General features: G+C 55.7%; 17 protein-coding genes. 5 read left to right on the top strand and 12 right to left on the bottom strand.

All coding sequences use genetic code 11. From position 1 onward, the window contains the following. Positions 1-49: 49 nt before the first annotated feature. The gene (gene gyrA / locus O1V66_RS02265; protein WP_045047354.1) at positions 50-2,713 is read right to left on the bottom strand and encodes a DNA topoisomerase (ATP-hydrolyzing) subunit A; all 2,664 of its coding nucleotides are present in this window, start codon (positions 2,711-2,713) and stop codon (positions 50-52) included. 159 nt (positions 2,714-2,872) lie between these two features. Here gyrA and ubiG point away from each other — a divergent pair, with 159 nt between their 5' ends. The 4 genes from ubiG to yfaE all read left to right on the top strand — a co-directional run bounded on the left by ubiG (position 2,873) and on the right by yfaE (position 7,902). Continuing rightward, entirely contained in the window at positions 2,873-3,640 is a 768-nt protein-coding gene (gene ubiG / locus O1V66_RS02260; protein ID WP_045047355.1) for a bifunctional 2-polyprenyl-6-hydroxyphenol methylase/3-demethylubiquinol 3-O-methyltransferase UbiG, read from the top strand. 498 nt (positions 3,641-4,138) lie between these two features. Continuing rightward, positions 4,139-6,418, top strand: coding sequence for a class 1a ribonucleoside-diphosphate reductase subunit alpha (nrdA, locus tag O1V66_RS02255; RefSeq protein ID WP_045047356.1), 2,280 nt, complete (start codon positions 4,139-4,141; stop codon positions 6,416-6,418). Between the two features lie 91 nt (positions 6,419-6,509). Then, positions 6,510-7,640, top strand: a complete 1,131-nt coding sequence (gene nrdB, locus O1V66_RS02250; RefSeq protein ID WP_045047357.1) for a class Ia ribonucleoside-diphosphate reductase subunit beta — start codon at positions 6,510-6,512, stop codon at positions 7,638-7,640. 1 nt (position 7,641) lies between these two features. Then, the gene (yfaE, locus tag O1V66_RS02245) at positions 7,642-7,902 is read left to right on the top strand and encodes a class I ribonucleotide reductase maintenance protein YfaE (protein WP_045047358.1); all 261 of its coding nucleotides are present in this window, start codon (positions 7,642-7,644) and stop codon (positions 7,900-7,902) included. A gap of 37 nt (positions 7,903-7,939) precedes the next feature. On the opposite strand, the gene O1V66_RS02240 is transcribed toward yfaE, so the two are convergent. After that, positions 7,940-8,404: an Lrp/AsnC family transcriptional regulator gene (locus O1V66_RS02240; protein WP_045047359.1), complete on the bottom strand. Its 465-nt coding sequence runs from the start codon at positions 8,402-8,404 to the stop codon at positions 7,940-7,942. A 184-nt stretch (positions 8,405-8,588) separates the two neighbouring features. Between O1V66_RS02240 and O1V66_RS02235 the strand changes: the two genes are divergently transcribed. Further along, entirely contained in the window at positions 8,589-9,203 is a 615-nt protein-coding gene (locus O1V66_RS02235; RefSeq protein ID WP_045047360.1) for a LysE family translocator, read from the top strand. A gap of 213 nt (positions 9,204-9,416) precedes the next feature. Here O1V66_RS02235 and O1V66_RS02230 read toward each other — a convergent pair whose 3' ends face one another. The 10 genes from O1V66_RS02230 to nuoI form a co-directional block, all read right to left on the bottom strand. Continuing rightward, positions 9,417-10,616: a nicotinamide mononucleotide deamidase-related protein YfaY gene (locus tag O1V66_RS02230; RefSeq protein ID WP_045047361.1), complete on the bottom strand. Its 1,200-nt coding sequence runs from the start codon at positions 10,614-10,616 to the stop codon at positions 9,417-9,419. A 30-nt stretch (positions 10,617-10,646) separates the two neighbouring features. Further along, positions 10,647-11,192, bottom strand: coding sequence for a YfaZ family outer membrane protein (locus O1V66_RS02225; RefSeq protein WP_045047362.1), 546 nt, complete (start codon positions 11,190-11,192; stop codon positions 10,647-10,649). A gap of 158 nt (positions 11,193-11,350) precedes the next feature. After that, the gene (tcuC, locus tag O1V66_RS02220) at positions 11,351-12,682 is read right to left on the bottom strand and encodes an MFS transporter (RefSeq protein ID WP_045047363.1); all 1,332 of its coding nucleotides are present in this window, start codon (positions 12,680-12,682) and stop codon (positions 11,351-11,353) included. A 217-nt stretch (positions 12,683-12,899) separates the two neighbouring features. After that, on the bottom strand, positions 12,900-13,208 hold the full coding sequence (elaB, locus tag O1V66_RS02215; protein WP_045047364.1) for a stress response protein ElaB: 309 nt from the start codon (positions 13,206-13,208) through the stop codon (positions 12,900-12,902). 229 nt (positions 13,209-13,437) lie between these two features. After that, positions 13,438-14,895, bottom strand: a complete 1,458-nt coding sequence (gene nuoN / locus O1V66_RS02210; protein WP_045047365.1) for an NADH-quinone oxidoreductase subunit NuoN — start codon at positions 14,893-14,895, stop codon at positions 13,438-13,440. Positions 14,896-14,901: 6 nt separating this feature from the next. Further along, positions 14,902-16,431 (bottom strand): NADH-quinone oxidoreductase subunit M, encoded by a 1,530-nt coding sequence (gene nuoM, locus O1V66_RS02205; RefSeq protein WP_045047366.1) that lies wholly within the window; start codon positions 16,429-16,431, stop codon positions 14,902-14,904. 31 nt (positions 16,432-16,462) lie between these two features. Continuing rightward, the gene (gene nuoL / locus O1V66_RS02200; RefSeq protein WP_045047367.1) at positions 16,463-18,310 is read right to left on the bottom strand and encodes an NADH-quinone oxidoreductase subunit L; all 1,848 of its coding nucleotides are present in this window, start codon (positions 18,308-18,310) and stop codon (positions 16,463-16,465) included. Further along, positions 18,307-18,609 carry an NADH-quinone oxidoreductase subunit NuoK gene (nuoK, locus tag O1V66_RS02195; protein ID WP_045047368.1) on the bottom strand — a complete coding sequence of 101 codons (303 nt, stop codon included), beginning with the start codon at positions 18,607-18,609 and terminating at the stop codon, positions 18,307-18,309. Before nuoK ends, nuoL begins: the two co-directional genes overlap by 4 nt. Beyond that, positions 18,606-19,169, bottom strand: coding sequence for an NADH-quinone oxidoreductase subunit J (nuoJ, locus tag O1V66_RS02190; RefSeq protein ID WP_045047369.1), 564 nt, complete (start codon positions 19,167-19,169; stop codon positions 18,606-18,608). Before nuoJ ends, nuoK begins: the two co-directional genes overlap by 4 nt. A gap of 12 nt (positions 19,170-19,181) precedes the next feature. Further along, positions 19,182-19,724: an NADH-quinone oxidoreductase subunit NuoI gene (gene nuoI / locus O1V66_RS02185; RefSeq protein ID WP_045047370.1), complete on the bottom strand. Its 543-nt coding sequence runs from the start codon at positions 19,722-19,724 to the stop codon at positions 19,182-19,184. Positions 19,725-19,738 lie beyond the last annotated feature (14 nt).

Below are 19,738 nucleotides of genomic sequence, written 5' to 3'. Positions count from 1 at the left end.
AATATGAACGCATATTATGCCCTTTATCACTCAACCGGCGAAATTGATTTTACTCGTTTTCTAAAGGTTGCTCGTCATCGTTTTCAGCGTCGTCGTCGGCTTCGATGTCTTCAGGTGCTTCACTTTCCTGCGCGGCTTCCAGTTCACCTTCAACGGTGGCCACACCATCCAGCTCTTCATCTTCGACAGGCTCGGCAACGCGTTGCAGACCCACCACGTGCTCGTCGTCGGCGGTACGGATAAGCGTTACACCCTGGGTGTTACGTCCGACCTTGCTGACTTCGGAAACACGGGTACGCACCAGCGTACCGGCATCGGTGATCATCATGATCTGATCGGCTTCGTCGACCTGAATCGCGCCGACAACCGGACCGTTACGCTCGCTCACCTTGATGGAGATAACGCCCTGCGTCGCACGGGATTTGGTTGGGTATTCCGCCGACTCGGTACGTTTACCGAAGCCGTTTTCGGTCACGGTCAGGATTGCTCCGTCGCCGCGAGGAATAATCAACGATACCACGCTGTCACTTGCGCCCAGACGAATACCGCGTACACCGGTCGCCGTACGGCCCATGGAGCGCACCGCAGATTCGGCGAAACGTACCACTTTACCGGCCGCAGAGAACAGCATGACTTCATCGTTGCCGTCGGTCAGGTCAACGCCAATCAGCTCGTCGCCTTCGTTCAGGTTGATGGCGATGATACCGGCGCTACGTGGACGGCTGAAATCGGTCAGTGCGGTTTTCTTGACGGTACCGCTGGCGGTCGCCATAAACACGTGACGGCCTTCTTCGTATTCACGCACCGGCAGAATGGCCGTGATACGTTCGTTCGGTTCTAGCGGCAGCAGGTTGACAATCGGACGCCCACGGGCACCACGACTGGCTTCCGGCAACTGGTAGACCTTCATCCAGTACAGACGTCCACGGCTCGAGAACATAAGGATGGTGTCATGGGTGTTGGCCACCAGCAGACGATCGATAAAGTCTTCTTCTTTAATACGCGCCGCCGACTTGCCTTTACCGCCACGACGCTGGGCTTCGTAGTCGGACAGAGGCTGATACTTCACGTAGCCCTGATGCGACAACGTTACTACCACGTCTTCCTGGTTGATCAGGTCTTCGATATTGATATCGGAGGTATTGGCAGTGATTTCGGTACGGCGCGGATCGTTGTACTGGTCGCGGATCGCTTCGAGTTCTTCGCGAATCACTTCCATCAGACGATCGGGGTTTTCCAGAATGCGGATAAGCTCGGCAATCTGGCTCAGCAAATCTTTGTACTCGTCCAGCAGTTTTTCGTGCTCGAGGCCGGTCAGTTTCTGCAGACGCAGATCCAGAATCGCCTGTGCCTGCTGTTCGGTCAGGAAGTATTTGCCGTCGTGAATACCAAACTGGGCTTCAAGCCACTCCGGACGCGCGGCATCGTCACCGGCGCTTGCCAGCATCGCAGAGACGTTGCCGAGATCCCATGAACGGGCAATCAGGCCGGCCTTCGCTTCGGCAGGTGACTGCGCAGCACGAATCAGCTCGATGATAGGGTCGATGTTTGCAAGAGCAATCGCCAACGCTTCGAGGATGTGTGCACGATCGCGCGCCTTGCGCAGTTCGAAAATGGTACGACGGGTAACGACTTCGCGGCGGTGACGCACGAAGGCGGAAAGAATCTCTTTCAGACCCAGAATCTTTGGCTGACCTTGATGCAGGGCAACCATGTTGATACCAAACGAGGTTTGCAGCTGAGTGAGTGAATAAAGGTTATTCAGCACCACTTCGCCCACGGCGTCGCGTTTGATTTCAATCACGATGCGCATGCCGTCTTTGTCGGACTCGTCACGCAGCGCGCTGATGCCTTCCAGACGCTTTTCCTTGACCAGCTCGGCAATCTTTTCGATAAGACGGGCCTTGTTCACCTGATACGGGATCTCGTGAACAATAATGGTTTCGCGGCCGGTTTTGGCGTCGGCTTCGACTTCGGCACGGGCGCGGATATAGATTTTGCCGCGACCGGTACGATAGGCTTCTTCAATACCACGACGACCATTGATAATGGCGGCAGTCGGGAAATCAGGACCCGGAATGTGTTCCATCAGCCCTTCGATGCTGATGTTTTCGTCTTCGATATAGGCCAGGCAGCCGTTGATAACCTCGGTCAGGTTATGTGGCGGAATGTTGGTGGCCATACCGACGGCGATACCGGAAGAACCGTTCACCAGCAGGTTGGGAATACGGGTCGGCATAACCGCTGGGATCTGCTCGGTGCCGTCGTAGTTCGGCACAAAGTCGACGGTCTCTTTTTCAAGGTCTGCCAACAGTTCGTGGGCAATTTTCGACATGCGTATTTCGGTATAACGCATGGCAGCCGCGGAGTCGCCGTCTACCGAACCGAAGTTACCCTGTCCGTCCACCAGCATGTAGCGGAGAGAAAAAGGCTGGGCCATACGAACGATGGTGTCATAAACCGCAGTATCACCGTGTGGGTGATATTTACCGATAACGTCACCGACCACACGGGCCGATTTCTTATAGGCTTTGTTCCAGTCATTACCCAGAACATTCATTGCGTAAAGTACGCGGCGGTGCACCGGTTTCAAACCATCGCGCACATCTGGCAGCGCACGTCCGACGATAACGGACATGGCGTAATCCAAATAAGAGTTTTTAAGCTCTTCTTCGATGTTTATCGGTGTGATTTCTCTGGCAAGGTCGCTCATGGAGCTGCTATCCCTCTCTGATTATTCAAGGCCGCTGCCTATAAATACCCAAATTACACAGGGTATAGGCAAAGGTGTCAAACTATAGCACGAAGCTGCCTCTCGGTCCCTAGAATATGTATAATCGACTTCACAAGGCATAAGGAGTTTATCAGCCCAATGACAACCACATCGAACAGCAAACAAGACACGACCCCCTCGCAACACGTTGATATCCAGAACGTGGACCACTCCGAGATAGCCAAGTTCGAGGCCGTTGCCTCGCGCTGGTGGGATCTGGAAGGGGAATTCAAACCGCTGCACCGCATCAATCCGCTGCGCCTGGACTACATTCTCGCGCGTTCGAACGGGCTGTTCGGCAAGGATGTACTCGACGTCGGCTGTGGCGGCGGTATTCTGAGTGAAAGCATGGCCCTCGCGGGTGCCAACGTAACCGGTCTCGACATGGGCGCGGAGCCGCTGGAAGTCGCGCGTCTGCATGCACTTGAGAGCGGTGCCAAACTGACTTACGTGCAGGAAACCGTTGAAGCGCACGCCGATGCCAACCCGCAGCGCTACGATGTCGTGACCTGCATGGAGATGCTCGAGCACGTGCCGGACCCGGCCTCGGTCGTGGCGGCCTGTGCGCGTCTGGTCAAACCGGGCGGCCACGTCTTCTTCTCCACCATCAACCGCAACAACAAAGCATGGCTGATGGCGGTGTTTGGTGCCGAATACGTGTTGAAAATGGTGCCGAAAGGGACCCACGACATCAAGAAATTCATCAAGCCTTCGGAATTGCTGTCGTGGATTGACCGCACGCCGCTGTTCGAGCGCCACATCATCGGCCTGCATTACAACCCGCTTTCCGATCACTTCAAGCTGGGGCCTAATGTCGACGTTAACTATATGTTGCACACCCAGTCGCAGGAAAATGCCGAAAGCTAGGACCTAGTCAAGCCCTTATCACCCGTCTAAAGGGCGTAATTGCTGCCTTGCGCGCGATTTTTCGTTGGGACGGGTGGATAAAAGCTTAGTTTTTAGGGCATTGGCACGCCCGGACGCAGGAACATGATTTTTTAGAATAGTTTCGGGCATCAATATAGCGTTTTTTTCTAACGTTTAATAAATCGGCAGTCGATCGCGTTTTCGAAAAATATAAGAAAATCGTATCGTAGATATTGACAGTTCCACTAACCCAGCAGCAATGGGCGCTGCGGCGACACCCGCAAAATTTCTCCCCAACTTATCCACAAAAACGGCCCGTTTCGTCCCTTGCAAAAGTGTGGTCTGAACACTATCTTGTCCTCAGAAAATAATACACCCACAACATATTGTGTTTATATCCTGACCATCGCACTAGACATTGTCGGCGCTTCGCAGCCTGATGATGCGCTGACGTGCGATGTGTTCATTTGAAATAAACCCTTTAAGGTATAATCCCGAATGAATCAGAGTCTACTTGTTACTAAACGTGATGGCCGCAAGGAACGCATCGATCTTGATAAAATTCACCGCGTCATCGATTGGGCAGCGGAAGGCCTTCAAAACGTCTCGGTTTCTCAGGTAGAGCTGCGCTCGCACATTCAGTTTTATGACGGGATTAAAACCGCCGATATTCACGAAACCATCATCAAGGCAGCCGCCGACCTTATCTCCAAAGACGCACCGGACTACCAGTATCTGGCCGCGCGTCTGGCGATTTTCCACCTGCGCAAGAAAGCCTACGGCCAGTTCGAGCCACCGGCACTTATCGACCAGGTCACCAAAATGGTCGAGATGGGCAAATACGACAAGCATCTGCTGGAAGACTACTCGCTCGACGAGTTCGAGCAGATGAACAGCTATATCGATCACTGGCGTGACATGAACTTCTCCTACGCCGCGGTCAAGCAGCTCGAAGGCAAATATCTGGTGCAGAACCGCGTCAGCGGCCAAATCTACGAGAGCGCCCAGTTCCTGTACATTCTGGTGGCGGCCTGCCTGTTCTCCGGCTACCCGCGCGAAACCCGTCTTGATTACATCAAGCGCTTCTACGATGCCGTCTCGACCTTCAAAATCTCGCTGCCTACGCCCATCATGTCCGGCGTGCGTACCCCGACTCGCCAGTTCAGCTCCTGCGTACTTATCGAGTGCGGCGACAGCCTGGATTCCATCAACGCGACTTCCAGCGCCATCGTGAAATACGTGTCACAGCGTGCCGGTATCGGTATCAACGCAGGCCGTATTCGTGCGCTGGGTAGCCCGATTCGCAGCGGCGAAGCGTTCCACACCGGCTGTATTCCGTTCTACAAGCACTTCCAGACTGCCGTGAAATCCTGTTCTCAGGGCGGCGTGCGTGGCGGTGCCGCGACCTTGTTCTACCCAATGTGGCACCTGGAAGTCGAAAGCCTGCTGGTGCTGAAAAACAACCGTGGCGTTGAAGGCAACCGCGTTCGTCACATGGACTACGGCGTGCAGATCAACAAGCTGATGTATCAGCGTCTGGTCAAGGGCGGCGACATCACGCTGTTCAGCCCGTCCGACGTGCCTGGCCTGTACGATGCCTTCTTTGCCGATCAGGACGAGTTCGAGCGCCTGTACACCCAATACGAGCAGGACGACAGCATCCGCAAGCAGAAAGTGAAAGCGGTTGAACTGTTCTCCCTGATGATGCAGGAACGCGCCTCGACCGGCCGTATCTACATTCAGCACGTGGACCACTGCAACACCCACAGCCCGTTTGATCCAGCCATCGCGCCGGTTCGCCAGTCCAACCTGTGTCTGGAAATCGCGTTGCCGACCAAACCGTTGAACGACGTCAACGACGAAGAAGGCGAGATCGCGCTGTGTACGCTGTCTGCCTTCAACCTTGGCGCCATCGACAGCCTCGACGATCTCGAAGAGCTGGCGACGCTGGCTGTACGTGCTCTCGATGCCCTGCTCGACTATCAGGACTACCCGATTCTGGCCGCCAAACGTGGCGCAATGGGTCGTCGTACTCTTGGTATCGGCGTCATCAACTATGCTTATTATCTGGCGAAGAACGGCGTGCGTTACAGCGACGGCAGCGCCAACAACCTGACTCACCGCGCGTTCGAAGCTATCCAGTATTACCTGTTGAAAGCCTCCAACGAGCTGGCTATCGAGCAAGGTGCCTGCCCGTGGTTCAAGGAAACCACTTACTCGCAGGGCGTGCTGCCGATCGACACCTATAAAAAGGATCTCGATACCCTGTGCGACGAGCCGCTGCATTATGATTGGGAAGCGCTGCGCGCCAGCATTCAGGAACACGGTCTGCGTAACTCCACGCTCTCTGCGCTGATGCCGTCCGAAACCTCTTCGCAGATTTCGAACGCCACCAACGGTATCGAACCGCCGCGCGGTCACGTGAGCATCAAGGCATCCAAAGACGGCATCCTGCGTCAGGTGGTTCCAGAGTACGAGCGCCTGAAAGACCAGTACGAACTGCTGTGGGACATGCCGAACAACGATGGCTACCTGCATCTGGTCGGGTTGATGCAGAAGTTCGTCGACCAGGCGATTTCGTCTAACACCAACTATGATCCATCCCGCTTTGCCAACAGCAAAGTGCCGATGAAACAGCTGCTGAAAGACCTGCTAACCGCCTACAAATTCGGCGTGAAAACACTGTACTACCAGAACACCCGCGACGGCGCGGACGATGTTCAGGAAGACATGAAGGCAGAAGTTGACGACTGCGAAAGCGGCGCCTGCAAAATTTAATTAATTTTACTTCTATCCTGCATTCGCGTCGTAGCCCCACGGATAACGTGGCCACGACGCGCTTCTTTGGATAGGGGTCTCGAGGGTTATCATGGCTTATACCACTTTTTCTCAAAATAAAAACGATCAGCTGCTGGAGCCGATGTTCTTCGGCCAATCCGTCAACGTGGCGCGCTTCGACCAGCAGAAATACGAAATCTTTGAAAAGCTGATTGAAAAGCAGCTGTCTTTCTTCTGGCGTCCGGAAGAGATTGACGTTGCGCGCGACCGTATCGATTTCCAGAGTCTGCCCGAGCACGAAAAACACATCTTCCTCAGCAATCTGAAATACCAGACTTTGCTGGATTCGATTCAGGGTCGTAGCCCGAACGTCGCGCTGCTGCCTCTTATCTCGATTCCCGAGCTGGAAACCTGGGTCGAAACCTGGGCGTTTTCGGAAACCATTCACTCGCGCTCGTACACGCATATTATCCGTAATATCGTCAACGATCCGGGTCTGGTGTTCGACGACATCGTGACCAACGAAGAGATCCTGAAGCGCGCGAAAGACATCTCAGGCTACTACGATTCACTGATTGAAATGACCAGCTACTATCACCTGCTGGGCGAAGGCACGCATCTGGTCAACGGCAACACCGTGGTCGTGAATCTGCACGAGCTGAAAAAGAAACTCTACATCTGCCTGATGAGCGTCAACGCGCTGGAAGCGGTACGTTTCTACGTCAGCTTCGCCTGTTCGTTTGCCTTTGCCGAGCGCGAGCTGATGGAAGGCAATGCCAAAATCATCAAGATGATCGCCCGCGACGAAGCGCTGCACCTGACCGGTACGCAACATGCACTGAACCTGCTGCGCAGCGGTGCCGATGATCCGGAAATGGCCGAGATAGCCAAAGAGTGCGAGAAAGAGTGTTATGACCTGTTCGTGCTGGCCGCCGAGCAGGAAAAAGACTGGGCAGAATACCTGTTCCGCGACGGTTCCATGATTGGTCTGAACAAAGACATTCTTTGCCAGTACATTGAATACATTACCAACATCCGTATGCAGGCCGTCGGGTTAACCGCACCGTTCAAGACCCGCACCAACCCGATCCCGTGGATCAACGCCTGGTTAGTCTCTGATAACGTTCAGGTTGCGCCACAGGAAGTTGAAGTCAGCTCTTATCTGGTAGGTCAGATCGATTCAGAAATGAACGCCGACGACCTGAGCGATTTCGAGTTCTAGGATGGGTAGCTCAACCATCACGCTGCACGATCACGGCAAAACGCTCGTCTGCAAAGGCGAGCCAGCCAATCTTCTGCAGGTTTTCGAACAACACCAGCTGGTGGTCGAATACCAATGCCGTGAAGGCTACTGCGGATCGTGCCGCATGCGATTGGTCAAGGGCAACGTGACCTACAGTCAAAAGCCGCTGGCGTTTATCAACGAGGGCGATATCCTCCCGTGTTGTTGCCTGCCGGTGGACGATATCGAACTGGCGCTCTGATCCTCCCCTTCAAGGCTTTGAGGAGGAGGTCATCAAGTTAATTCGATGCGTCGAGGGGCAGCGGCGAATCCTGAACCACGGTTTTCATGACCAGCGTTGAGGTAAGGCGCTGCACACCCGCGAGGCCCGAGAGCTGTTCATCGTACAGCCGTTGAAAGGCGGGTAAATCCCGCGTGATGATATTCAGGAGATAATCCGGATTACCAAACAGCCGTTGCGCCTGAATTATCTGTGGGATCCCCTTCACTGCCTCTTCAAATACGCTGACCGCCTGCCTGTCGCCCTCGCGCAGGGTCACGAAAACGATAGCCGAAAAGTTTAATCCGAGACGGACGGGGTCAAGGTGGGCGCGATATCCACTGATGATGCCTTCCTGCTCCAACGCCTTGACCCGTCGCTGACAGGGCGACAGACTTAGCCCTACCCGCTCGGCAAGCTCGGTCAGTGAAAGTCGGCCGTCGATTTGCAGCTCGGCAAGGATCTTGCGGTCAGTTCTGTCCATTGATAAAAATCTCCCCCTCTTTAGCGCTTTTACCCGTAATAACGACAACACATTCTACTGACACAACGATATTCTTTCCATCCACGTTAATCGTAGTTAATGAATCGGAAGTGAAAGAGAAAATGTCTGTATCCGTTGAAGTCAAAGTGAGGAGTCACGCGCATAAAAAAGGGAGAGTTTCCCCATGCCGTTGAATCTGTTTGCCGCATTTTGGGGCGTTTCCATCCTGTTTGTCATTACCCCCGGCGCGGATTGGGCCTATGCCATCTCGGCGGGTTTGCGCGGTCGCAGAGTGATTCCGGCCGTCGCGGGCATGCTCGGCGGCCATTTGATTGCCACCCTTCTCGTCGCTGCGGGAATCGGCACCCTGATTGCCGGTGCGCCGGGCGTGCTTTCGGCGCTCACCCTGGCCGGCGCGGGCTACCTGCTCTGGCTTGGTATAGGGATGCTGCGCCACCCTTCTCTGCCCCGGGCCGAAGAAGGCGAAGATGTCGGCTCGCGAAAAAAGTGGGCGCTCAAGGGACTTTGCATCAGTGGACTCAACCCGAAAGTCTTTCTTCTCTTTCTCGCCCTGCTGCCGCAATTTACCGACACGCATGCGAGCTGGCCGCTTCCGCTCCAAATGTCCGCGTTGGGTCTTGTCCACGTCTTCAGTTGCGGCGTGGTGTATCTGCTGGTGGGATATGGCGCAAGCGCGGTACTCAAGACACGCCCGCGCGCGGCGCAGCGAGTCAGCCGTATTTCAGGCGGTTTGATGATAGCGATTGCGGCAATCTTGCTGGTGGAACAGTTCATCTAGTCACTGCCGCTTTGCACGCGTCAGTGATGAGACACAGAAAGGCCGCGGGTGGCAGAAACCAAGGGGAAATTCGGCGTTAAAGCTAGTGTCGCGCGGGAGTTTACTACTTTTGTTCTTTTTCTCGGCGGGTTCATCACACGCGCATTTGCTGGCCTCAAGAGGTTGAATAAATGCTTGAGGCCAGGCTTTTGGAGAGGCGCAATCACGCGCCTTTTACACTTTTTCTACCACGTTCATCCACGGATAATCCGCCACCACCGGCCACGCATTGAGGTAGCGGCGCAGCATATCCATTGCGACCATCGCCAGAGTTTCCTGGCGCAGTTCAAGCCCGTGACGCCCGGCGGTGTATTCAATCGTCATACCGCTGGTGCCCGCTGGCGTGTGCAAGGCCAGACTGATTCGATTTTCGATAACTGCGCCCACGGCCAGCGCCAACTGGGCGCCGGTGCGTTCGGCCAGAAGCTGGGCCCGCGCCAGTAATGCGCAAAGCGTTTCGTCTTCCGTTCCGCAGGCAGGCAGAAGATCACCGCCCACCAGCGGCACCTCGGCATTCTGCAAGCGCCAGTTTAGCAGTCCGCCCGTGAAGCTTTCGCTAATGGCCAGACGAAGATTCTGTTCCAGCAGACGTTCGGCAAGCCGTGCGGGTAAACTGCCGAAGCCTTCGAAAATCGTGCTTTCACCGGCGACCTCACGGACGCGCTCCCAGATTTCGCGCATTGCGGTCTCCTGCGCGCGCGGACCGGTCAGTTTCAGCTCGATAATTGGGGAAGACGAGCGATAGCCCAGCGCCACACCTTCCGGCAACGGTTGCCCGTCGAGTTCGCTGGCCAGATCACTTTCACCCCGACCAAAGGTGGTCAGACGCAGACATAGCGGTGCCTCAAGCGCGGGATGCGCGCGGTGCAGACGCGGCACAATCTGCTGTTCGACCATGACCTTAAATTCAGACGGTACACCCGGCGTGAAGAACAGCTGGCAGCGGTTGAGTTTGAGGGTAAAGCCGCAGGCCGTGCCGACCGGATTGTCGAGAATCTCCGCATTGGCGGGAATTTGGGCCTGTTTGCGGTTGGAATCGGCCATGGGCCTGCCGCGCGAGGCAAAAAACGACTCCATCGTCTTGATCCAGCCTGCATCTTCGACAAGCTCGACGCCGCTGGCCTTCGCCGCCGCCTGCGCACTGAGATCGTCGCTGGTCGGCCCAAGGCCGCCGTTGACGATAAGCACATCGGCGATATGGCTGCGCTCGAGCATGACCGACACCAGCTCCTCGAAGCTGTCGCCAACCGTTTCACGGCTGGTCATCGGCAATCCCTGATCAAACAGGTACTTCGCCAGCCACGCGGCGTTTGAATCGACAATTTGGCCATGCAGCACTTCTTCGCCCGTGCTAAGCATCTCAACCCTAAGCATTACCCTCTCCTTCCTTTACATGACTAAACCTTAGAAATTCACCGCGCCGCCAATGTAGGCACCGTCGGCGATAATGTTGTCACGGTGTCCATCCTTGCCTTCCAGCGCCTGATAGCGATAACCCACATCGACTGTCACCAGACTGATTGGCGTAAAGCGCACACCGCCGTTGGCTTCTTTATAGTTGTTGACGCCGCTTGAGAGTGAATCCGGCGCGTAATAACCCTCTCCGTACAGGCTCACATAGCGGCCCAGTGGCAGTTGCAGACCGCCGCCGACCGGAATGGCGTAACCTTCGTCGCCGTCTTTTGGATGGGTGTACAGCGCTTTTCCGCCGACGGTCGCCATGACCGGTCCGAGCGCGATGTTGTAGCCCAGACCGACACCGGCAACGTCGCCGTCGTTATCGCTGTGCGCCCAGTTTCCGCTCAGTGCCAGGCCCGGCGTCGTGGTACCGAAACCGACGCCCAGGTTGGTATAGTGTTGGCCGATTTGCGCGTTGACGCCAATCGCGTGCGCAGAAACGGTGGTCATCAGCAGTGCGGCAGCCGAGCATGCAACTAAAGTCTTTTTCATTTTTTATCCAGATTAATCATTAAACTATAAGTGAATCCCTCACTGGCAGTCTAAAGCAATTTTCGGGAGGAGTAAGTAGGTCAAAGACTTAAAATTGATTGAATGTGTGGCTGGAGGTTGCAATAAAAAGCCCCGTCTGCCAGACGGGGCGCATGAGGTTACGCCGACTCTCCGTGGGATTTCATCATACTCTGCCGATAGGCGCGCTGGCGCGTTATCCACGGCAAGACCACGAGGGCGAAAAGCCCGCAGACAGCGGCTATCGACAGCCAGACGCCCGGCATCGCCTTGTTGCCCGTCACGTGAATGAGGTAGCTTGAAATCGCCGGGGTAAAGCCGCCGAAAATGGCGGTGGCGAGACTGTAGGCCATCGAAAAGCCGGTTGCCCTGACCTCCGGCGGCATGATTTCGGTCAGAGCCACAACCATCGCCGAATTGTAGCTGGCGTACATGAAGGAGAGCCACAATTCCACTTCGAGCAGGCGCGCAAAGCTCGGCGCACCCACCAGCCAGTGCAGCGCCGGATAGGAGGTGAACAGCATCAGCGCACTGAATGTCAGCAACAGCGGACGACGTCCTACCTTGTCGGAAAACGCGCCCATGATGGGCAACCAGAACAGATTGGAGACGCCGACGCACAGCGTGACGATAAAGCTCTGCTGCTGACTGAGTTGCAGCACGTTTTTACCAAAGGTCGGGGTAAAGGCGGTAATCAGGTAAAAAGAGACGGTTGTGGTGACCACCATCAACATACCGACCAGCACGATTTGCCAGTGAGTGGCGACCGACTTCGCAATTTCGCTCATCGATGGATGGTGCTTGCGCTGCTGAAAGGCGTCCGTCTCTTCCATCATGCGGCGGATCCAGAACAGGAACGGCACAATCAGACAGCCGATGGCAAACGGAATACGCCAGCCCCATTCATTCATGATGGCGTTGCCGAGCAAATGGTTGAGCAGCACGCCGAGCAGCGCCGCAAACACGACCGCGACCTGCTGACTGGCGGATTGCCAGCTCACGTAAAATCCCTTGCGGCCTTCGGGGGCAATTTCGGAAAGATAGACAGATACGCCCCCCAACTCGACCCCCGCCGAGAAGCCCTGCAACAGGCGACCAAGCAAAATCAGCACCGGAGCCGCTACGCCAATGCTGTGATAACCCGGCACGCAGGCGATGGTCAACGTGCCAAACGCCATTAGACAAAGTGTTATCAGCAAGCCTTTCCGGCGGCCATGATGGTCGATGTAGGCGCCCAATACCATCGCACCCAGCGGGCGCATCAGGAAACCGGCACCGAAGGTCATCAGGGTCAGCATCAAAGAGGCAAACGGGTTGGAGTCGGGAAAGAAGGTGTGCGCGATAGCGTTGGCGTAATAGCCAAACACCATGAAGTCATACATTTCGAGGAAATTACCGCTGGCGACGCGGAAGATATTGATGGCCTTGCCCTGTCTGTTCACGCCCGAGGCGGCGCTAAGTGATGATGTCATGTTAACTCCCGGTTTTTTACCACCCAGTTAACCTGTCTTTAACATCACTCTGTGTGATGGTATTCACACTTTGTTAGCCTGCTATTTAGTTTTCGGTAACACAATATTTACGCAGGTTACGGCTGTAGCAACCTGCACCATGAAGGGTGCAAAAAGAAGAGACAGCCGGGGCTGTCTCCTTCATCGTGCGTCATGCTTGCTGTTGCCAGCGGTTGCCTTAGCGGCGAACCAGCAGACCTATCAACAGACCTACCGCAGCGCCGACACCAACGCCGTGCCATGGTTTGTCATGCACATAAGTGTCTGCCTGATGGGCAACGGTACGCGCTTTCGCGTAATAGCTATCTGATGCCGAACTCAGACGTGATTGCACGTCACTCAGCGCCTGTTCGGCTCGTGTCTTTATTTCGATGTATTTCTCATCGGCTTTATCACCAGAAGATTTAAGCACCTCTTCCAGCGTTTCACTCAGCATTTTCAGATCGTCGTCAAGACTGGTTTGCTGTGGTTCGAATTGGTTAGCCATTCTGTTCTCCTTATGATGTGATTTCGGCGAGTTAACTCTCGCGGTCGCTAAACCTTACCCCATTAACCGTAGTCTACTTTTCAGCGCGTTGCCGAAATCTATAGGAAAGAAATGCATAACTGTCAGGATTTTAAGAACCTTCCGACGAGAGTGTAAGGGTTGTGCAAATATCGGGGCAAAAAAAACCGCACATCGAAAATGCGCGGTTTAGATAAAGGATTTAGCAGGATTACAGCAGCGGTTGCGCCAACTGAACCAGCGAGATAAGCGGCTGCGGATAAATACCCAGAATCAGCACCAGAATCGCCGAAATCAGTACCACGACACCGCCCGCCGTAAACGCCCAGTTGGTTGGCGTATCGCGAACCAGTCTCTCCGGCGCGTTGAGGAACAGGCTCACGGTCACGCGCAGATAGTAGTAAAGCCCTATCGCACTGCCGACGACCACCGCACCGGTCAACCACCACAGATGCGCGGTCACACCGGTCGCAATCACGTAGAATTTGCCGATAAAGCCCAGCGTCATCGGGATACCCGCCAGAGACAGCATCATTACCGTCATGACCGCAGACAGAATAGGCTTGTGCCAGAACAGACCGCGGTAAGAGAACAGCGATTCGGCATCCGGCCCGCTGTAAGGGCTGGACATCAGGCTCACTACGCCAAACGCGCCAAGGCTGCTGAATAGGTAACCGGCCAGATAGACACCGACGGTTTCCATCGACAGCTGATGCGTCTGCACCGCAATCAAGGCCACCAGCAGATAACCCAGATGCGCGATGGAAGAGTAACCCAGCAGACGCTTGATGTTGCTCTGGCTAATCGCCATCAGGTTGCCGACCAGAATGGAGCAGAAGGCGATAATGCCGAGCACCACGCGAATCGCTTCACTGTTGGCTACCGGCGCGTAGAGGAACAGGCGCATGACCACGGCGAAAATGGCAATCTTGCTGGCGGTAGCCAGGAAGGTCGACACCGGCGCAGGCGCGCCCTGATACACATCGGGCGTCCACAGGTGGAAAGGCACCAGCGACAGCTTGAAGCCCAGTCCGACAATCATCAGACCCAGTCCTGCCAGCAGCAGCGGTTCGTGCATGACGGCGTCGGATAGGTTCTTTCCAAGCGCCATAAAGGACAGGTCGCCGGACTGCGCATAAAGCAGCGCCATCCCAAACAGCAGGAAGGACGATGCCGCGGCAGACAGCAGCATGTACTTGATGCTGGCCTCCAGCGAGCGTTTCTGACGATATGCGTAACCAATCAGGCCAAACAGCGGCAGCGAAATCAGCTCGATGCCGAGGAACATCGAGGCCAGATGGTTGGCGCATGCCAGCAGAATGCCGCCCATCGCCGCGATAAGCACCAGCAGATAGAACTCTTCGCGGTTGTCGGGATAGCCTTCGAGCCACGGATAGGCAAACGTGCTGGTAGCCAGACTCGCCAGCAGCACCAGCCCGATGTAGAACATCGAATAGCCGTCGATACGCAGCAGCGGTGTGACGTCCTGTGGCCCGACCTGAGCCACGAAGTAGACGGAAAGCAGCGCAAGGTTAAGGCCGATAACGGTTAGTGTGGCATTAACAAAATGGTCGCGTCGCCACGCAATGGACAGCATCACCACCACCACCGTCAATCCGACGATCAACAGTGGTAACAGTGCGATCAGATTTTGAGGAGTAAATGTCATGGCGAATTACGGCCTTGTCGTTGAAATTGATGAAACTGATGACCCGAACCAGTGCTGAATATTGCTCATCGCCGCGCTTGACGTATCGAGGATTGGCTGCGGATAGACACCCAGCAATACCAGCAATACGACCAGCAGCAGAATGATAGACAGCTCGCGCGCTGTCATACCCTGCAAAGGTTGGTCCGACTTGGGCGCGCCGTAGTACGCACGCTGCATCATAACCAGCGAATAAACCGAGGCGAAGACCAGCCCGAAGGTCGAAACCACGGTAATGACCGGCACAATCGGGAAGCTGCCGAACAGGATCATGAATTCACCGACGAAGTTACCGGTCCCTGGCATACCTAACGTGGCGACCGCAAAGAACAGCGACAGCGCAGGCAGATATTTGATGCGTCCCCAAAGTCCGCCCATGAGGCGCATGTCACGGGTATGCAGGCGCTCGTAAATCTGACCACAGATAATGAACATCCCGGCGGCGGAAAGGCCGTGGGCAATCATCTGGATCACGGCACCCTGATAGGCAAGCTGGCTGCCGGTGAAGATGGCAATCAGCACGAAGCCCATGTGCGACACGCTGGTATAGGCGATAAGACGTTTAATGTCGGTCTGCGAGAAGGCCATCCACGCGCCGTAGAAAATGCCGAGCACGCCCAGCCACATGGCGATAGGGGCAAACTCATGCGAAGCATTCGGGAACAGCGGCAGGCTGAAACGCAGCATCCCGTAGGCGGCGGTTTTCAGCAAAATACCGGCGAGGTCGACGGAACCCGCCGTCGGCGCCTGACTGTGCGCGTCCGGCAGCCAGCCATGCAGCGGCACCACCGGCATTTTCACCGCGAAGGCGATGAAGAAGCCCAGCATCAGCAGGTATTCGACGTTGTGCGTCATCGGCGTCTTCAACAGCAGTTCATAGTTGAAGGTCCATACGCCGGTGGCGTTGTAGTGGACAAACACCAGCCCCAGAATCGCAATCAGCATCACCAGACCGCTTGCCTGGGTATAGATGAAGAACTTGGTTGCCGCGCTGATACGGGTTTTACCGTCCGATGCCCTATGTCCCCAAAGGGCTATCAGGAAGTACATCGGCACCAGCATCATCTCCCAGAAGAAGAAGAACAGGAACATGTCGATGGACAGGAACACGCCGATCACGCCACCCAGAATCCACAGCAGATTCAGGTGGAAGAAGCCCTGATAGCGCTGAATTTCACGCCATGAACAGAGAATCGCCAGCAGCCCGAGGAGGCCGGTCAGGACCACCATCAGCAGCGACAGACCATCCAGCGCCAGATGGAACGAAATACCAAAGCGCGGGATCCACGGCAGCACAAACTCGGATTGCCACTGCGGAATGCCCGCAGGCGCGGTTAACGAATACCCGCCCTGCAACCACAGTTGCAGGGAGAGCGCCAGGGTCAGTCCCATTGCGATGAGAGCTATCCAGCGCGGTACTTTGCTTCCGAAGCGCTCAGTCTGCCAACACAGCAGTCCGCCAATAAAGGGGATAAAAATTAGCCAGGGTAATAGCATGGCGTTCAGGTCCCTATGTTTTTACAATGTTTCAAATCGCCAGCAACAGCGCTAAAACGACGACTGCACCCAATCCCATTGACGCGACATACCAGCGCGTCTGCCCATTTTCACTGAACACGAGGCCACGGTTCCCCAGACGGGAGAACAGCGCGGGCGTATTCATCAACGAGTTCAAAGGATCACGTTGCAGGAGTTTCGCGATGGCCAGATACGGTTTCACGAAAATCATGTCGTACAGCCAGTCAAAGCCCCATGCATGGAACCACCAGGTGGTGAAGAAGCGGCCCGGCGCGCTTTTTGCAATGCTGTTGACCAGCGAGCGTTTGCCGAGATACAGCGCCGCCGCCAGCAGAATGCCGACGATGGCGACCACACCCGAGGTGATTTCCAGCGTTAATACCGTTCCGTGCGGCAGTTCGGTCGTGCCCGGCAGAACGCCCTGCAATGGCGGAACGATCATCGCGCCAATGAAGGTCGACAGCACCAGCAGAACCAGCAGCGGCAAGTGATGGGTAATCCCCTTGCCGGCATGCGCCTTGATCTTCTCTTCGCCGTGGAAAACGATAAAGATCATGCGGAAGGTATAGAGCGACGTCATGAAGGCCCCGACCAGACCTGCAATCAGCAGATTGATGTGACCGTTCGCCAGCGCACCGGCCAGAATTTCATCCTTGCTGAAGAAACCGGCGGTGATGATAGGCAAGGCAGAAAGCGCGGCACCGCCGACCAGGAAGCAGACATACACCAGCGGGATGGATTTACGCAATCCGCCCATCTTGAAGATGTTCTGCTCGTGGTGGCAGGCCAGAATCACCGAACCCGAAGAGAGGAACAGCAGCGCCTTGAAGAACGCATGGGTCATCAGGTGGAAGATGGCAGCGTCCCACGCCTGTACGCCCAGCGCCAGGAACATGTAGCCAATCTGGCTCATGGTCGAGTAGGCCAGCACACGTTTGATGTCGGTCTGCACCAGTGCGGCAAAACCTGCCAGCACCAGCGTGACCGCGCCGATAATCCCGACCAGATGCAGAATTTCAGGCGCCATCAGGAACAGGCCGTGCGTACGGGCGATCAGATAGACACCGGCGGTTACCATGGTTGCGGCGTGGATCAAGGCAGAAACCGGCGTTGGACCCGCCATCGCATCGGCAAGCCAGGTTTGCAGCGGCAGCTGCGCCGATTTACCGACCGCGCCACCGAGCAGCATTAATGTGGCCCAGGTTATCGCCGTGTCGCCGACCGCCAGTTTCTGCGGCGCAAGCACCATCAGTTCACGGATGTTCAGCGTACCCAGCTCGTGATACAGAATGAACAGCGCAAACGCCAGGAACACGTCGCCGACGCGAGTCACGATAAAGGCTTTCATCGCCGCCGCGCCGTTGTCGGGATTGGTGTAGTAGAAACCGATCAGCAGATAGCTGCAAAGCCCTACCCCTTCCCAGCCGAGATACATCAGCAGCAGGTTGTCGGCCAGTACCAGAATCACCATGCTTGCGATAAACAGGTTGGTATAGGCAAAGAAGCGGGAATACCCCTCTTCTCCGCGCATATACCAGGACGCGAACATGTGGATGAAGAAACCGACGCCGGTGACCACGGAGAGCATGGTCATCGACAGGCCGTCGAGCGTCAGCGTGGCGGAAATGTTGAAATCCCCGACCTGCATCCAGTTCCAGAGGGTCTGGTTGAAGACGGGCACGCCCGCCGCACGTTGACTCAGGAAGTTGATGCCGACGTAAATCGTCACCAGTGCAGCCAGACCAATCGACCCCACGCCAACCGTGGCAGAGGTGTTTTCAGACCAGCGTCCGCGGGAAAAGGCCAGTAACAGGAAGCCAATCAGCGGGAACAGAATAGTTAAATAGAGTAGGTTCATCCGCGCATCTCGCTGACAGTGTCGATATTCAGGGTATGACGACGACGATAGAGTTGCAGCAGCAAGGCAAGACCGATACTGGCTTCCGCTGCCGCCAGGCTGATAGCCAGGATATACATCACCTGCCCGTCTGCCTGCCCCCAATAACTGCCGGCCACAATAAAGGCCAGCGCCGCCGCGTTGATCATGATTTCAAGACTGATCAACATGAAAAGCAGGTTACGACGTACCAGTAACCCGGTCAGACCCAACACAAACAGGATAGCGGCCAGGATCAGGCCATGCTGTAGAGGGATCATGCTCTCTCCTCCGTTTTTCTTTTTGCCATCTCTTTGACTGGCGCTGCGGAGGCACTGCCGAGCACTTCGCCCGGCTTGTGCTCACGTCCAATGTGGAAGGCAACGACCAGACCGGCCAGCAGCAGCATCGACGCCAGCTCGACCGCCAGAACGTAAGGCCCGAACAGCGCGATACCTACCGCTTTCGCGTCGACCATCGTGCCCTGAATGTTGTTCTCGTGCAGACCGGTAATCGACACAATCATGACTACCAGCAGCACCACCGCCAGAATGGAAGGGCCTATCCAGGTCGAAGGCTTCAGCCAGGCGCGTTCCTGCTCCTGCACACTGCCGAGGTTAAGCATCATCACCACGAAGACGAACAGCACCATAATGGCACCGGCGTAGACGATTATCTCGAGCGCCGCGGCAAAGTAGGCCCCCAGCGAGAAGAACACTGCGGCAATCGCCAGCAGCGAGATGATAAGGTAAAGCAGCGCGTGCACCGGATTGGTGTGCGTGATAACACGCAATGTCGCCAATACGGCCACCAGCGCGGCAATGTAAAATGCATATTCCATGCGTGCGGCTCCTTAAGGCATGAGACCTTTGACGTTGATCGGTTTGGCTTCGTTTTCGGCTTCGCCCTTCGCTTTGCCGTCCACTGCCATACCGGCCATCCGGTAAAAGTTATATTCCGGATACTTACCGGGTCCAGAGATCAACAAGTCTTCTTTCTCATACACCAGATCCTGACGCTTGAACTCACCGAGTTCAAAGTCGGGGGTCAGCTGGATAGCCGTCGTTGGACAGGCTTCTTCGCACAGGCCGCAGAAGATGCAACGGGAGAAGTTGATGCGGAAGAATTCCGGATACCAACGGCCGTCTTTCATCTCGGCTTTCTGCAACGAAATACAGCCTACCGGACAGGCTACCGCACACAGGTTGCAGGCCACGCAGCGCTCTTCTCCGTCAGGATCACGGGTCAGCACGATGCGGCCACGATAGCGCGGCGGCAGATAAACGGGTTCTTCCGGGTACATCAGGGTTTCACGTTTGGCGAAGGCGTGCAGGCCTATCAGCCACAAACTGCGAACCTGGGTGCCGAAACCAACCACTAGTTCTTTCAATGTCATGGTTCAATCACCCC

This window comes from Rouxiella chamberiensis (genome assembly GCF_026967475.1).
Lineage (GTDB): Bacteria > Pseudomonadota > Gammaproteobacteria > Enterobacterales > Enterobacteriaceae > Rouxiella > Rouxiella chamberiensis.
Note: the sequence above shows the minus strand (reverse complement) of the source record. Positions and strands in the feature narration are given on the sequence as shown.

Bases quoted from the DNA above. Each gene is read 5' to 3' on its own strand.
- gyrA (WP_045047354.1), bottom strand. From the start codon at position 2,713: ATGAGCGACCTTGCCAGAGAAATCACACCGATAAACATCGAAGAAGAG.
- ubiG (WP_045047355.1), top strand. From the start codon at position 2,873: ATGACAACCACATCGAACAGCAAACAAGACACGACCCCCTCGCAACAC.
- nrdA (WP_045047356.1), top strand. From the start codon at position 4,139: ATGAATCAGAGTCTACTTGTTACTAAACGTGATGGCCGCAAGGAACGC.
- nrdB (WP_045047357.1), top strand. From the start codon at position 6,510: ATGGCTTATACCACTTTTTCTCAAAATAAAAACGATCAGCTGCTGGAG.
- yfaE (WP_045047358.1), top strand. From the start codon at position 7,642: ATGGGTAGCTCAACCATCACGCTGCACGATCACGGCAAAACGCTCGTC.
- O1V66_RS02240 (WP_045047359.1), bottom strand. From the start codon at position 8,404: ATGGACAGAACTGACCGCAAGATCCTTGCCGAGCTGCAAATCGACGGC.
- O1V66_RS02235 (WP_045047360.1), top strand. From the start codon at position 8,589: ATGCCGTTGAATCTGTTTGCCGCATTTTGGGGCGTTTCCATCCTGTTT.
- O1V66_RS02230 (WP_045047361.1), bottom strand. From the start codon at position 10,616: ATGCTTAGGGTTGAGATGCTTAGCACGGGCGAAGAAGTGCTGCATGGC.
- O1V66_RS02225 (WP_045047362.1), bottom strand. From the start codon at position 11,192: ATGAAAAAGACTTTAGTTGCATGCTCGGCTGCCGCACTGCTGATGACC.
- tcuC (WP_045047363.1), bottom strand. From the start codon at position 12,682: ATGACATCATCACTTAGCGCCGCCTCGGGCGTGAACAGACAGGGCAAG.
- elaB (WP_045047364.1), bottom strand. From the start codon at position 13,208: ATGGCTAACCAATTCGAACCACAGCAAACCAGTCTTGACGACGATCTG.
- nuoN (WP_045047365.1), bottom strand. From the start codon at position 14,895: ATGACATTTACTCCTCAAAATCTGATCGCACTGTTACCACTGTTGATC.
- nuoM (WP_045047366.1), bottom strand. From the start codon at position 16,431: ATGCTATTACCCTGGCTAATTTTTATCCCCTTTATTGGCGGACTGCTG.
- nuoL (WP_045047367.1), bottom strand. From the start codon at position 18,310: ATGAACCTACTCTATTTAACTATTCTGTTCCCGCTGATTGGCTTCCTG.
- nuoK (WP_045047368.1), bottom strand. From the start codon at position 18,609: ATGATCCCTCTACAGCATGGCCTGATCCTGGCCGCTATCCTGTTTGTG.
- nuoJ (WP_045047369.1), bottom strand. From the start codon at position 19,169: ATGGAATATGCATTTTACATTGCCGCGCTGGTGGCCGTATTGGCGACA.
- nuoI (WP_045047370.1), bottom strand. From the start codon at position 19,724: ATGACATTGAAAGAACTAGTGGTTGGTTTCGGCACCCAGGTTCGCAGT.